This window comes from Streptomyces sp. NPDC050806 (assembly GCF_055586425.1).
In genome coordinates, this window is sequence record NZ_JBVJIF010000013.1 from 88515 (window position 1) to 102758 (window position 14244).

Below are 14244 nucleotides of genomic sequence, written 5' to 3' on the forward strand. Positions count from 1 at the left end.
GCCCTTGCGCCTCGTGAATCGCGTCCCGTGCCCGGCCTCATGCGGCAGGCGTCGCCCGGCGGGCCTCCGCGGGTGCGTCGGAGACGTCCTCGGGGCGCAGCAGGGCGGAACCCTTGGTCTCCTTGAGGGACAGGGCGGCGACGAGGCCGCCGACGGCGAACACCATCAGGTACGGACCCGGTACCAGAGTGCTGCCGGTCGCCGAGATGAGCACGGTCATGACGTAGGGCACCGTGCCGGCGAACAGGGCGGCGGTGAGGTTGTAGGCGATGGACAGGCCGCTCTGGCGGGTGCGGGTGGGGAAGGTCTCCGCCGACCACACCGCGTACGTACCGAGGATCGCCGCGAGGATCACGCCGAGCAGCAGCCCGGCGGCCCAGGTTCCGGCGAGCCCGACCCGCATGAGGAGGAACGCGGGAGTGGAGACGACCAGGAGGGCCACGGTGGCTCCCACGAAGACCGGCTTGCGTCCCACCCGGTCGGAGAGGTGGCCGAAGACCGGAACGAGCACCAGGCCCAGCAGTGAGATCACCGTGGACAGCAGCGCTGCGCTGTCGGCCGAGTGGCCCAGATGGTCGGTCTCGTACGTGACCAGGTACGTCAGCACCATGTAGAAGGGCACGTGCATGGCCGTCATCAGGCCGGCCGCCTGGAGCAACTGCCGCTTGTGCGAGCGGAACAGTTCCCGTACAGGGCTGCTCGGCACGGCGTCGTTGGCTTCGAGTGCCCGGTACTCCGGGGTGTCCTCGATCTTGTTGCGGATGATGACGCCGATGACGCCGAGCGGCGCGGAGACGAGGAAGGGGATGCGCCAGCCCCAGGACGTGAGCTGGCCGTCGTCGAGGCTCGTGGACAGCAGCAGGAAGACGAAGGAGCCGGCGAGGAAGCCCAGCAGGGAGCCGACCTCCAGCCAGCTGACACCGAATCCGCGGCGGCGCCGCGGGGCGCTCTCGGCGAGGAAGCTCGCCGCGCTGCCGAACTCGCCGCCCGCGGCGAAGCCCTGGACGAGGCGGAGGGCCACCAGGAGTATCGGGGCGGCGATCCCGATCGATGCGTAGCCGGGAAGCAGACCGATGGTGAGGGTGGCGCCGGACATCATGAAGATGACCAGCGACAGGGTGCGCTTCCGTCCGATCTTGTCGCCGAGCGGACCGAACACCATGGCACCGATGGGGCGGATGCCGAACGACACGGCGAAGACGCCGAACACGGCGAGCAGCCCGGTCGTACTGTCCTCGGCCGGGAAGAACACGGTCGCGACGGTACCGGCGAGATAGGCGTACGCAGCCCAGTCGAACCAGTGCACGAACACGCCGATGGCTCCCGCGACGACGCTTCTGCGCAGTGCGACAACATCGGTGGCCACCTCGGCCTCCGTCGTCGTGGCGTCCTTGTTGCAGGTGGGCATATGCACCTCCTTGTGGGAATGGGTGGAAGAGCCGGGGCGGTACGGATGCCGTCGGCGTCGTGTTCTCAGAGCGGTGGTGCTCTCAGATCGGTGGTGCTCGCGGTCGTGCTCTCAGAGGGTGGGCAGGCCGGTCAGGGAGGCCGGGCTGGTGAGTACGCGGAGTTCGGCCTCGGTCAGCAGCTCGCGCTCACGTATCAGGTCGAGCGCGGGCGTGCCGGTGTGGTGTGCCTCCAGGGCGATGGCGCAGGCGGTCTCGTAGCCGAGTGCGGGGCTGAGCGCGGTGACCAGTCCGGTGGAGGCGGCGACGGTCTCCGCGAGCCGGCGCCGGTTGGCGGTGATGCCGCGTACGCAGTGTTCGGTGAGGACCCCGATCCCCGCGGTGAGGTGGTCGAGGCCGCCGCCCAGGCTCCGGTAGATGATCGGCTCGAAGGCGTTGAGCTGGAGCTGACCGCCCTCGGCGGCGAGGGTGACGGTCACGTCGTTGCCGATGATCTCGAACGCGATCTGGTTGACCGCTTCGGGGATCACCGGATTGACCTTGCCGGGCATGATGGACGAACCCGCCTGGCGGGCGGGAAGGTCGATCTCGCCGAACCCCGCCTGCGGCCCCGAGGACAGCAGCCGCAGGTCGTTGCAGATCTTGGACAGTTTCACGGCGACGCGCTTGAGCACGCCGGACAGCTGGACGAAGACCCCGACGTCCTGGGTGGCCTCGATGAGATCGGGCGAGGACACGAGCGTCGGAATCCCGGTCAGCCGGCGCAGGTGTTCCACCGCGCGTTCCCGGTAGCCCGGGCGGGCGTTGAGGCCGGTACCGATGGCCGTACCGCCCAGGTTGAGCTCGTGCAGCAGCAGGCGGGCCTCGCCGAGGCGCTGCTCGTCCTCCGCGAGGGTGGCGGCGAAGGCGCCGAACTCCTGACCCATCGTCATGGGCACGGCGTCCTGCAGCTGGGTGCGGCCCATCTTCAGCACATCGGCGAACTCGGCGGCCTTGGCCTCGAACGCTTCGCGCAAGCCGGCCACGGCGGCCAGCAGTTCGGCGAGGTGCGCGTCCAGAGCCAGCTTCACCGCGGTCGGATAGACGTCGTTGGTGCTCTGCCCGAGGTTGACGTGGTCCAGGGGGTGCAGGGAGGAGTACTCCCCGCGGGGGCGGCCGAGCAGTTCCAGGGCCCGGTTGGCGATCACCTCGTTGGCGTTCATATTGGTCGACGTGCCCGCGCCGCCCTGAATGAGGTCGACGACGAACTGCTCACGCAACGCACCGTCACGGATCTCGGCGCAGGCGTCCGCGATCGCCGACGCGCGTCGGTCGTCCAGGGCGCCGACCTCGGCGTTGGCGCGGGCCGTGGCGTGCTTGACCGCCGCCAGGGCACCGATCAGGTGGGGCCGGGCGGCGAGCGTCTCCCCGGTCAGCGGGAAGCTGGCCACGGCACGCACCGTGTGCACTCCGTAGTAGGCATCCGCCGGCACGTCGACGGCGCCGAGCATGTCGTGCTCCGTCCGGTGCCCGCCGCTCGCCGGGGCGGTGTGCTGTGAGCCGGGAGTCAGGGACATCGGGGTCCTCCGGGTTGTCGGGGATCGGGGGATGAACGTCAGGTCGAGGCGTGGCGAGCCGTTCCCACGGGCGCCACCCTCTTCACGCCGCCGTTTCCCCGGCAGGCGTCGCCCGGTCCACACCGGTCCAGGCCAGCGCGACGGCACCGTCCAACAGGGCACGCTCGGCCGTCCCGCCCACACAGAACGCGGCGAACTCGTGCTGGTGGTTGGTGGCGGGCAGGGAGCCGATGCCGATGTAGGGGTGGATGGCGGGCACCACCTGCGAGACGTTGCCCATGTCGGTGGAGGCCCGGTTCATCCGCGCGGCCTGTCCCGGCGGCGCGAACTCCCGCCCCAGGGCGAGGGCGTTGGCGCGGTAGTGGCCGAGCGCGGTCTCGTCCGTGCGGAACTCCGCGTACGGCTTGCTCTCCGGCTCGATCTCCAGCTCGCACCCCGTCGCGAGGGCGCCCGCCTCGAAGGCACGCATGACGCGTGGCTCCAGCTCGGCCAGTTCGGCGAGCGTCTCGGCCCTGACGTACCAGCGTCCCGTCGAGCGCTCGGGGATGGCGTTCGGTGCGTCCCCGGCGTGCGTCACCACACCGTGGACGCGGGACGAGGCCGGCAGCTGCTGGCGCAGCAGTCCGATGGCGACCTGAGCCACGGTGAAGGCGTCGGCCGCGTTGATCCCGGCCTCCGGGTATGCCGCGGCGTGCGCGGACTTGCCGGTGTAGGAGACCTTGGAGTGGCTGACCGCGAACGGACGGGCCTCGGCCACGTCCACCGGCGCCGGGTGCACCATCATCGCCAGGTCCACGCCGGCGAAGGCGCCGCGCTCCAGCATCTCGATCTTTCCGCCGCCGCCCTCCTCGGCGGGGGTGCCGTAGACCTCCACGGTGAGCCCGGCGTCGTCGGCGACGGCGGCCAGCCCGAGCGCGGCACCGACCGAACTCGCCGCGATCAGGTTGTGCCCGCACGCGTGGCCGAGTCCGGGCAGGGCGTCGTACTCGGCGCACAGCGCTATCCGCCGGGGCCCGCTGCCGAACCGGGCATGGAACGCCGTCTCCAGCCCCAGGTAGGAGGGGGTGACATCGAAGCCCGCCCGGTCCAGGAGTTCCGGTACGGCGGCCGCGGCCCGGTGTTCCTCCCAGGCGGTCTCCGGGTCGGCGTGCAGCCGCTCCGAGAGAGCGATCAACTCCTGTGCGTGCCGGTCGATTTCGCGCCGGGCAGCCTCTTTCCGCGGGCCCATCACAGGTCGCCCGGAACGCCGTACGAGGGTGCGGAAGCGGGGTCGAGACCGCGCCGCACGTAGTCGTCCCGCTGCGGCAGCCATACCGACACGAGGTCCGCGAGCCGCTCCTCGGGGTCGTCGGCCCAGTCCACGCGCAGGTCGGTGACGCGCCAGTCCACGTCCGCCACCACCGAGAGACCCGCGGAATGCACCGGCCCCTCCTCACCGCCGGCCGCGACGGCGGCCCGCAGTGCGGCGACGAGCCGCTCCTCCAGCTCACCCGTGGTCGCGAAGTAGGTGTCGAGGAGAACGTCGGGGATGTGCTCGCCGGAGAGCATGTTGCCCGCCGCCACCGCACCGTCGGCGGTGGCCGAGGCGTGCTTGCCCAGCGTCCGGGAGCCGCTGTGGGCGAACCCGGGACCGGAGCGGCCGACCACGGTCAGCTGCCGGTACTCGATGTTGCCGACCGCCTCGGTGACGTCGGTGAGTGCGCGTCCGGCGTCGCCGTGCTCGCCCAGCCGGTCCAGCAGCCTGGTCCCGAGGGTGGGGTCGGTGATGTTCTGCGAGGTCGCGGCTCCGATGCCGGGCCGCAGATGGGCGACCCGGGCCGCCACCGCCGGACTGGACGAACTGGCCACGATGCCGAAGCGCTCGCCATCGCGGACCACCAGGGAAAACGTCATGCCTGCTCCTCCTCGGGGATTACGGCGATCGCGTCGATCTCGCACAGCCACTCCGGGCGGGCCAGCGCCGACACCACCAGGCCGGTGGAGATCGGGTGCACGCCCTTGGTCCAGCGGCCCACCGTGCGGTACACCGCCTCGCGGTAACGCGGGTCGATCAGGTAGATCGTCAGCTTGACCAGGTGCTCCAGGCGGCTGCCCGCTTCTTCGAGCAGCATCTTGATGTTGGCCATCGCCTGCTCGGCCTGCGCCTCGGCGTCGCCGATGCCCACGGACTCGCTGGTGTCCAGGTTTTGGCCGATCTGGCCCCGTACGTAGACGGTGTTGCCTGCGACGACGGCCTGGCAGAGGTCGTTGTCGAGACTCTGCTCGGGATACGTGTCGCGGGTGTTGAACGGCCGGATCCGGGTGTGGCCGCCGGTGACGATCGGGGCCTTCACCTGGCGCCCTTCGTTCGTCGAGGTCATTCTGTGCTCCTCAGGCGTGCTGGGTCGCCGGCGTGGTGCCGGGGCGGTCGGGGGTGCCGTACGCGAGGTATCCCCGCTGGGTCGTGATGTGGTCGGCGACGTGCCTGGCGTCGTGCCAGACCCCCCAGATGAAGCTCGACCCGCGGCGGGACAGCCAGGGCAGGCCCAGGAAGTAGACGCCGGGCTCGGACGACACACCGCGCCGCTGCTCCGGCCGGCCCTTCTCGTCGAACGCGTCGACCTGGAGCCAGCTGTAGTCGGCGGCGAAGCCCGTCGCCCAGACGATCGAGGTGACACCGGCCTCGGCCAGGTCGAGTTCCCGTCGGGGGCTGGTCACACAGTCCGGGTCCGGCCCCAGGACGTGGGCCTCCGGCTCCTCCGGCAGGTCCAGTCCGTTGCGCTCGACGTACGCGTCGGCCGCCCGCAGCAGCTCCAGGTACTTCTCGTCGCCGAGCGCGATGTTCGAGGCGAGGTCCGGCGCGAAGCGCAGCACGCCCTCGTCGTACGACGCGGTCAGACCGACGAGTTCGACACCGTCGGCGGCCAGGGCGCGGAAGTCCACGGTGTGGCCGCCGCGTGCACCGCTGACCGCGATGGTGACGTGTTCGGCGCCCTGCGGAGGCGTCTCCGCGTCCCAGCGCCCGAGCACACCGAGCCACCAGCAGAAATCGCGTCCGCGGTACTCGCGGGGCGGCCGGTCGTGGGGGCCGACGGAGAGGAGGACCCGGCGGCCGGACCGGCGCAGCTCGTCGGCGATCTGGACGCCCGAGGAGCCGGCCCCGACCACGAGGACCGCGCCCTCGGGCAGCTGCTCCGGGTTGCGGTACCCACTGGAGTGGAGCTGCACGGGAACAGCGCCGTTCGGGACGATGGGCGGGATGACGGGCCGCTGGAACGGTCCGGTCGCGGCCACGACGAAGCGCGTGTCGATGACGCCCTCCGACGTCTCGACGCGGAAGCCGGGCCGCCCGGTGTGCTTCCGCACCGAGGTCACCTCGACCCCGCACCGGATCGGCGCACCGATCTTCTCGGCGTACGCAACGAAGTAGTCCGCGACCTTTTCCTTCGAAGCGAAGGCATCGGGGTCGATGTCGGAGAATTCCAGCCCCGGGAATCGGTCGTGCCACGCGGGCCCGTTCGCGACCAGGGAATCCCACCGCTCCGAACGCCACCGCTCGGCGATACGGTGCCGCTCCAGGACGACGTGCGGTATGCCGCAGGCTCCCAGGTGCTCACTCATCGCCACGCCTGCCTGGCCCGCCCCGACGACGACTACTTCAGTCTCTTCGCTCGACAATTCGACCTCCAATCAGGCGGTAGTCCATGCCCGCTGCCGAGCCGACCGATCTACCGCACGAGAGATCCTCAGACGCACCCGAAATTCTGTCCAACAGTTGTTTTCGTTGCAGGCGATCTGATTTATAGATGCAGCGCGCGTGGCTGACACGCCTCGCACGGCGCAATTCGAGGGGTTTCGGACGGTACGTGAATTAGTGTGCCGTGACCGCTTCGGCAGCACCGAGAGGGAAGGCAGCGGGGCGAAAGCGCCCGGACACAGCCATGGACCTGCAGTTTCTCCGTCCCCTCTACGAGGGCGGCAGCGCCGTCGCATCGGTGCACCTGGACACCGCGCGCGAGGCCCACGACTCCGGCAAGCAGATCGAACTGCGCTGGCGGGCAGCGCGCCGGTTGCTGGCCGAGCAGGGCGCGGACGAGGAGACCCTCACCGTGCTCGACGAGGCGGTCGGCGGCGTGCCGGACGTGCCGGGGCCGCAGGGCGAAGCGCTGTTCGCCGCCGCCGGGCAACTGCTCGGTGTGTACACCATGGCGGAGCCGCCGCGCGCCGACAGTGCCACCGTCCTCCCCGTGGCCGATCCGCTGGACCTGGTGATCGACCGCGACCACCAACTGCCCCATGTCGTGGTCGCGGTGGACCGGGAGGGCGCGGACGTCGACGCGTACCCGGCGGCCGCCCACGAGCCGTCCTTCCGGCGTACCTTCCACGGCAGCACCCTGCACATCTCCCGGGTGCGGGCCGGCGCCGAGGCACAGTCCTCCTTCCACCGGCGCAGCGTGAACGTGTGGAGCGAGAACACCGCGCAGGCCGCCGACGACGTACGGGCGGCGGCCGCCGAGGTCGACGCCGCGGTGATCCTGATCGCCGGGGACCCCAAGGCCCTGGGCCTGCTGCGGGAGCACTTGGCCGAGCGGCCGCCGGCGGGGCGGCTGGTGTACGTGGAGGGCGGCCGGGCGGACGCGTCCGCGCAGGCCGGGCTGCGCGCGAGCGTGGACGAGGCCGTGCGGGAGGCCATGGACGCCGGCCATCGCGAGGTGCTGGAGGAGCTGAAGTCGAAGCTGGCCAGCGGTCACGAGCAGGCTCTGGAGGGCATTCCCGCCGTGAAGGAGGCGCTGGCGCAGGGCAGGGTGGAGACCCTGTTCCTGGCCGCCGACCGCACCGGCGACCCGGAGCTGTACGCCTCCCGCCGCGACCCGATGGCGCTCGGTACCGATGCCGCCGCGCTCGGGGACGATGCCGAGGTCTTCAGCGGCCCCGCGGGCGCGCTCCTGCTCCGCTCGGCCGTGCTCGGCGACGCCGGGTTCACCGAAATCCTCCCGCCGATGCGCTGTACGGACGGCGTCGCCGCCCTGCTGCGCTACTGACCGACAGCGCACCCCGGCGCATACTGAACGAGGTCGCACCTGACGCACCGTCACGGTGCAGATCGCCCGGCACGCTCCGTCTCATCGGAAGGTCCTTCGGATGGCTTCGACCGTCGTCGTCGGTATCGACGGCTCCGCCGAGAGCACGGCTGCCGCCGACTGGGCGGCGGAGGAGGCGCTCCGCCGCGGTCTGCCGCTCACCCTGGTGCACGCCTGGGATCCGCAGCGGCTGGCGAACGTATCGCTCGCCATGGCGCCGGATGCGCAGCAGGCCGTCGCCGCCCGCCTGGTACGGGACACCGAGGAGCGGGTGAGCGCGCGCCATCCGGACGTACGGGTCACGGGCGAAGTCGTGACGGGACCGGAGGCCGCCGGGCTGGCCGGGCGGAGCGAGGACGCGGCGTTGCTCGTGCTGGGTTCACGTGCGCTCGGCCCGGTGCTGGGGTTCCTGGTGGGTTCGATCGGCCTCAAGGTGCTCAAGCGGACCCGGTGTCCGGTCGTCATGGTCCGCGGCCGCGAGGACGGGGCGGAAGGCGGCGGTGGCGAGGGCAGCAGCGGTGACATCGTCGTCGGACTGCAGGACGCGGGCGAGGCGGCCGCCGCGGTGTTGTCGTTCGCCTTCGAAGCGGCCGCGTCCCGCGGTGCGGCGGTACGTGCGGTGCGGGCGTGGAGCCTGCCCACCGTCTTCTCCTTCCGGCCGTCGACGATGCGGCGCGCCGACGAGCACGGCGGCCTCGAAGAACTGGAGCGGCAGACGCTGGAGGACACGCTCGCTCCCTGGCGGGAGAGGTATCCGCAGGTCTCCGTGACACCGGTCCTCGAATTCGGCGGTGCGTCGGAAGTCCTGCTGTCGTCCTCCTCCGACGCACAACTGCTGGTCGTGGGAGCACGCGGCCGGCCCGGCGGCCGGCACATCGGCGCGGTCGGGCACGCCGTACTGCACTTCGCCGACGCCCCGGTCGCCGTGGTGACCGACGCCTGACACCGCCGCACGCCGGCCACCGCGGTACGCGCCGGACCGCGGGCGTTCGCGCCGGAGGACGACGCCGGCGGCGGTGCTACGGTGCGGCACATGCCCTCACAGACCGATCCGTCCGGCACCACGCCTTCCGCCGAGCCGGACACCGCAACGGGACACGACGCCTTCCACCCCGACCTGCCGCACCACGACCACGACGGCGACGGCGACGGCGAGCAGCTTCCGCTGCGCGCCCGGCTCCACCACGTACGGGCCGGCGCGCTGGACGGGGACACCGCGCAGACGGGCGGGATGCGGCGGCTCGCCGCGATCAGCGGCGGCACCGTCGGGTCGGAGCGCATCTGGATGGGCCAGACCCACGTCGCCCCGTCCACCGCCTCCTCCAACCACCACCACGGCGCCTCCGAGACGGCGATCCACGTGGTCAAGGGGCACCCGGAGTTCGTCTTCCTCGACGACTCCTCGGGCACCCCGGAAGAGGTCCGCATCCGCACCTCACCGGGCGACTACATCTTCGTACCGCCCTACGTGCCGCACCGCGAGGAGAATCCGAGCCCGGACGACGAGGCGGTGGTCGTGATCGCCCGCAGTACGCAGGAGGCGATCGTCGTGAACCTCCCCGAGCTGTACGTCCTCGGCAGTGCGGACACACCGGAGCCGCCCGCGGCGGGCTGACCGCAGCGGGCCGGCCGCAGCAGGCGCTCAGTCCTCGTCGCCGCCCTGGTCCTCGCCTTCGTCCTCGTCGTCGAAGACCTCGTCGATGACCTCGGCGGCGACGAATCCGCCCACCACGCCGACCGCGGCACCCGCGGCGACGCCCGCCACGACGGCCCCCGTGCTCGGGCCGGAGCGGTGGCCGCTGTCGTGATGGTGACCGTCGTGGTGGTGGCCGGCGAAGTGGGGAGCCGCGTGGTCGTCGTGGGGTGCGTACGGACCGGCGTGCCCGGCGGCGTGCGCACCGTGGCTGTCCACGAGCTGCCGCACCCAGGAGTCCACCTGCGTCTTCCAGTCGATGTGCTCGACGCCGTCGTGGCCGACGGTGAAGCGGTTGACCACGTCATGGCCGTCGGAGAAGAGGCCGCCGCGCTTGTCCGCCTCCAGGACGACCTCCATTCCGCCCGGCGTGGCGAGGAAGGTCACCTCGATCTCGTTGACGGCGTGCGCGTACCGCGGGGGCGGGGTGAGCTCGATCTCCTGGTAGAAGGGGAGCGTCTGGCCCGTGCCGCGGATGTGCCCGAGCTCCAGGTCGGCGGAGCGGAAGCCGTAGCCGAGCTGCCCGAGGGCCTCCAGGATCGCCTCCTGGACGGGCAGCGGCCCGATCCGCAGCGGGTCCAGGTCGCCCTTGTCCTTGGCGCCGGCCACGGCCAGTTCGGTGCGTACGCCGAGGACGATGCCGAGCGGCTGCCCGTACAGCTCGGTGACCGGCGTCTCCCAGGGGAGCCGGACGGTGAACGGGACGCTGCGCCGCTCGCCCGCGGCGAGGCGGAAGCCGCCGCCGACCGTGAACCGGTCGAAGGACAGGGCGCCTTCGCGCTCCCCGTCGTCGTGCTCGGCCTCGACGCGGGCGACGAGTTCGAGGGTGATGTGCTCGATGTCGAAGGCGGCGCTGCCGCCTTCGAGATGCACCTGTCCGGACAGGCTGTCACCGGGCCGGACGGCGCCGCCGTCCAGGACCGTGTCCACCGAGGGGGCTCCCACGCCGATCGCGCCGAGCAGCCGTTTGAACACCATCGCGGCGTTCTCCTTCAATTGTTCAGTTGGGGGAAGGGTGAGCGGATGGGGGACGAGGAGGGGTCGGTCGGGTGGTGGTCCCGCGCCGGGACCACCACTGTGCCGCCGCTGGCCTACTTGGCAGTGGCGTCCAGCGTCGCCAGGGCCGACGCCCAGTGGAAGTACTTCAGGTGGGCGAGGTCGGACACGGTCTTGATGCCGAACGCCTCCTCCAGCAGCGCGCCCTGGCGGTCCGATACGCCCTTGAGCGCCGACGCCGGCGCTGCGAGCACCTCCGCGAGGTCCTTCTCCGCCCACACCTTGTCGAGCACCTTGGTGAGGTCGATCGAAGCCATGTCTCTCCTCTGTGTGGTCGTGAGTGCCTGCCGCGGGGGGCGGCGGGGGTGTCACGCGACAGGCTACGAGAAAGTTCTACAGCTCTGTAGATACGGCAGCGGCGGCGATCATTATCGGCCACCCCGGCAGGGCAGGTGGCGAGCGGCGGCGCGGTGGTGCGTGCGCCTAAACTGAAGGGCGCAAAACCGTGCCGGGAGGCACGGACCGGGCAGGACGGGAGAGCGATCGTGGCGGCAGGAGCCGGGGACTTCGAGGATCCGTCCGCCGAGGTGTTGTCCGAATCGGCTGCCGTCTTCGGCCTGCTGGCCTCGCCCGCGCGGCTGCACATCGTCTGGGTGCTGGCGCAGGGCGAGAGCGATGTGACGGGGCTCGCGGAGCGGGTGGGCGGTGCGCTGCCCGCGGTGAGCCAGCATCTGGCGAAGCTGAAGCTGGCCGGGTTCGTACGGTCGCGGCGGGAGGGCCGGCGGCAGGTGTACTTCGTCGACGACCCGGACATGGTGACCGCGATGCGGCTGATCGTCGGCCAGCTCTCGGACCGTACCGCGCAGGCCCCGGCCCGGCGTCGCCGTGACCTCGGCGCCTGAGACCGACGGGGCCCGCGGCACACCGTACGCCGACCGGGAGGTCCGCGCGGCGGCACTCGGCCCCGTATCTGACGATGCGTCTCCCGGCGCGGACGCCCTTCCCACGATGCAACTGCTGCGGCACCTGGACACCGGTCCGCGCGGCCTGACCGAGCGCGAGGCCGAGGAGCGGCTGGCACGGTTCGGCGAGAACACCCTCCCCGCGTGGCGCACCGCGTCCTGGCCGCGCCGTTTCGTACGGAGTCTGCGCGACCCCTTCACCGCCGTGCTGTTCTGTCTGGCCCTGGTGTCCGCCACCGTGACGGCCTGGGGCACGGCGGGAGTGATCCTGACGCTGGTCGTGGTCAGCTGCGTCCTGCGCTCCTCCGGCGAGTACCGCGCCGACCGCTCCATGGCCGCGCTGCGTGAGCTGGTGGCCACCACCGCCACGGTGCTGCGCCGTACGGAGCGGGACGCGCCGGCGCGGGACCGTGAGACACCCGCCGGCCTCCTGGTGGCCGGGGACGTCGTCCGGCTGGGCCCCGGCGACCTGGTACCGGCCGATGTCCGGCTGCTGAAGGCGACCGGCCTGACAGTGCATCAGGCGGCGCTCACCGGGGAGTCCGCTCCGGTCGCCAAGCGTCCGGTCGACGCGCCGGAGCCACCGCGGGCCGGCGTCCTCGACCAGCCGCAGATGTGTTTCCAGGGCAGCAGCGTGGCTTCCGGCAGCGCCACCGCGGTCGTCGTGGCGACCGGGCCGCGCACCCGCTTCGCCACCGCGCACGGCGGCCCGGGGCGCCGCGCGGCGAGTGCGTTCGACCGGTCGGTGCACCGGGTCTCCTGGCTCCTCGTACGGTTCATGCTGCTCACCCCGCCGCTCGTGCTGCTGGCGGGCGCGGCGCTGCGCGGCCGCGGCCTGGAGACGCTGCCGTTCGCGGTGGCGGTGGCGGTCGGACTGACGCCGGAGATGCTGCCGGTCATCGTCACGACCTGCCTGGCGCGCGGCGCTTCCCTGCTGGCCCGCGACCACGGTGTGATCGTCAAGCGGCTGCCGGCACTGCACGACCTGGGCGCGGTCGATGTGCTGTGTCTGGACAAGACCGGCACGCTCACCCAGGACCGCCCGGTGCTCCACCGCGCGCTGGACGCCGAAGGGCGGGACGCGCCCGAGGTGCTCCGGTGGGCGGCGGTGAACTCCTGGTGGACGCTGCACCTCGCCGACCTGCCCGTCCCCGACGCGTTGGACGAGGCGCTCCTCGAAGCGGTGGACGAGGACGCGCTGACCTCGTACGACGGGGTGGCGGCGCTCCCCTTCGACCCCGTACGCCGGCTCGCCACCGCGGTCGTCCGCGGCCCTGGCCGGCTCGGCGTCCACACGCTCGTGGTCAAGGGCGCCGTCGAGGACGTCCTCCAGCGGTGCGCGCTGCCCGACGAGGAGCGGGACCGGCTGCGCGCGCTCGCGGCCCGCGAGACCGCGGGCGGCCTGCGGCTGCTCGCCGTCGCCACCGCCGAACGGCCGGCCCGGCACCGCGACTGGACCCCGGCCGACGAGCGCGGCCTGGTCTTCCGCGGCTTCGTCGCGCTGCGCGACGCGCTCGCGCCCACCGCCGCCGACGCCCTGGCCGGCCTCACCCGGCGCGGCCTCGCCGTCAAGGTGCTCACCGGCGACCATCCCGGCACCGGCGTCCGGGTCTGCCGGGACCTGGGCCTGGCGCCCGGTGCGGTGCTCACGGCGGACGGTATCGACGCACTCACCGACGCGGAGCTGGCCGGAGCGGCCCGCCGTACGACCGTCTTCGCGCGCTGCACACCCGCCCACAAGGCCCGGGTGGTGTCCGCGCTGCGGGCCGGCGGGCACACCACCGGCTTCCTCGGTGACGGCGTCAACGACCTGCCCGCGCTGCACGCCGCCGATGTGGGCATCTGCCCGCGGGACGCCGTCGATGTGGTCCGCGACAGCGCCGATGCCGTGCTGGCCGAGAAGGACCTGACGGCGATCGACCACGCGATCTGCGCGGGCCGGCACAGCAGCGGCAACATCGCGACGTACCTGCGCATCACCCTCTCCTCGAACCTGGGCAACGTGATCGCGATGCTCGCGGCCGGTCTGCTGCTGCCGTTCCTGCCCATGCTCCCGGCCCAGGTCCTCGTCCAGAACCTCTTCTTCGACGCCGCCCAGCTGGCCTTCGCCCACGACCGGCCGCCCCGCTCCGCGCTGCGCCGCCCCACCGAGCTGCTGCCCCGCGCGCTCCTCCGCTTCATCACCGGCTTCGGGCTGCTCAACGCCGTCGCCGACCTCGCCACCTTCGCGGTGCTGGCGCTCGCCGGACACACGGCGGGCAGCGGCGGCGAAGCGGCTTTCCACGCCGGGTGGTTCACCGAGAACCTGCTCACCCAGGCTCTGGTGATGGTGCTGTTGCGCACCGGCCGCGGCGCCGCCGAGGGGCGCGCGCCGAGCCCCGTACGGTGGGCCGCCGCCGCGCTCGCGGCGATCGGCGTCCTGTTCCCGCTGACGCCGCTCGGCCCCGCACTGAACATGGCGGCGCTGCCGCCCGCGTACTACCTGCTGCTGACCGCCGTCCTCACGTTGTACGCGCTCGCCCTGCTGGCCGCCCGGGCGCGCCACGAGCGGAGCCTGCGGGACGGCTGAGG

General features: G+C 72.3%; 13 protein-coding genes. 5 read left to right on the plus strand and 8 right to left on the minus strand.

The features are described 5' to 3' along the window. Positions 1-37: 37 nt before the first annotated feature. From ACZ6WH_RS34930 to ACZ6WH_RS34955, 6 genes are all read right to left on the minus strand, one after another. Positions 38-1408: an MFS transporter gene (locus ACZ6WH_RS34930; RefSeq protein ID WP_469733633.1), complete on the minus strand. Its 1371-nt coding sequence runs from the start codon at positions 1406-1408 to the stop codon at positions 38-40. A 111-nt stretch (positions 1409-1519) separates the two neighbouring features. Beyond that, a complete protein-coding gene (locus ACZ6WH_RS34935; protein ID WP_469733635.1) occupies positions 1520-2962 on the minus strand; it encodes an aspartate ammonia-lyase in 1443 nt (480 codons plus the stop codon). Between the two features lie 82 nt (positions 2963-3044). Continuing rightward, on the minus strand, positions 3045-4136 hold the full coding sequence (locus tag ACZ6WH_RS34940) for a M20 family metallopeptidase (RefSeq protein WP_469733637.1): 1092 nt from the start codon (positions 4134-4136) through the stop codon (positions 3045-3047). A gap of 53 nt (positions 4137-4189) precedes the next feature. Then, entirely contained in the window at positions 4190-4855 is a 666-nt protein-coding gene (locus ACZ6WH_RS34945) for a DUF1028 domain-containing protein (RefSeq protein WP_469733639.1), read from the minus strand. Continuing rightward, positions 4852-5322, minus strand: a complete 471-nt coding sequence (locus tag ACZ6WH_RS34950; protein WP_469733641.1) for a RidA family protein — start codon at positions 5320-5322, stop codon at positions 4852-4854. Before ACZ6WH_RS34950 ends, ACZ6WH_RS34945 begins: the two co-directional genes overlap by 4 nt. Positions 5323-5332: 10 nt before the next feature. After that, positions 5333-6631: a flavin-containing monooxygenase gene (locus ACZ6WH_RS34955; RefSeq protein WP_469733643.1), complete on the minus strand. Its 1299-nt coding sequence runs from the start codon at positions 6629-6631 to the stop codon at positions 5333-5335. A gap of 251 nt (positions 6632-6882) precedes the next feature. On the opposite strand from ACZ6WH_RS34955, the gene ACZ6WH_RS34960 reads away from it, so the two are divergent. From ACZ6WH_RS34960 to ACZ6WH_RS34970, 3 genes are all read left to right on the plus strand, one after another. Beyond that, on the plus strand, positions 6883-7983 hold the full coding sequence (locus ACZ6WH_RS34960; protein WP_469733645.1) for a baeRF2 domain-containing protein: 1101 nt from the start codon (positions 6883-6885) through the stop codon (positions 7981-7983). A 100-nt stretch (positions 7984-8083) separates the two neighbouring features. Next, positions 8084-8965, plus strand: coding sequence for a universal stress protein (locus tag ACZ6WH_RS34965; RefSeq protein WP_469733647.1), 882 nt, complete (start codon positions 8084-8086; stop codon positions 8963-8965). Between the two features lie 90 nt (positions 8966-9055). Then, positions 9056-9637: a cupin domain-containing protein gene (locus ACZ6WH_RS34970; RefSeq protein ID WP_469733649.1), complete on the plus strand. Its 582-nt coding sequence runs from the start codon at positions 9056-9058 to the stop codon at positions 9635-9637. Positions 9638-9664: 27 nt separating this feature from the next. On the opposite strand, the gene ACZ6WH_RS34975 is transcribed toward ACZ6WH_RS34970, so the two are convergent. Both ACZ6WH_RS34975 and ACZ6WH_RS34980 read right to left on the minus strand, forming a co-directional pair. Continuing rightward, a complete protein-coding gene (locus ACZ6WH_RS34975) occupies positions 9665-10693 on the minus strand; it encodes a sporulation protein (protein WP_469733651.1) in 1029 nt (342 codons plus the stop codon). Between the two features lie 113 nt (positions 10694-10806). Further along, complete coding sequence (locus ACZ6WH_RS34980; protein ID WP_469733653.1) at positions 10807-11028, minus strand: hypothetical protein; 222 nt, start codon at positions 11026-11028, stop codon at positions 10807-10809. 228 nt (positions 11029-11256) lie between these two features. Between ACZ6WH_RS34980 and ACZ6WH_RS34985 the strand changes: the two genes are divergently transcribed. Both ACZ6WH_RS34985 and mgtA read left to right on the plus strand, forming a co-directional pair. Further along, a complete protein-coding gene (locus ACZ6WH_RS34985; protein ID WP_469733655.1) occupies positions 11257-11613 on the plus strand; it encodes an ArsR/SmtB family transcription factor in 357 nt (118 codons plus the stop codon). Further along, positions 11597-14242, plus strand: coding sequence for a magnesium-translocating P-type ATPase (gene mgtA / locus ACZ6WH_RS34990; RefSeq protein WP_469733657.1), 2646 nt, complete (start codon positions 11597-11599; stop codon positions 14240-14242). The genes ACZ6WH_RS34985 and mgtA overlap by 17 nt, the downstream gene beginning before the upstream one ends. The last annotated feature ends 2 nt before the right edge of the window (positions 14243-14244 follow it).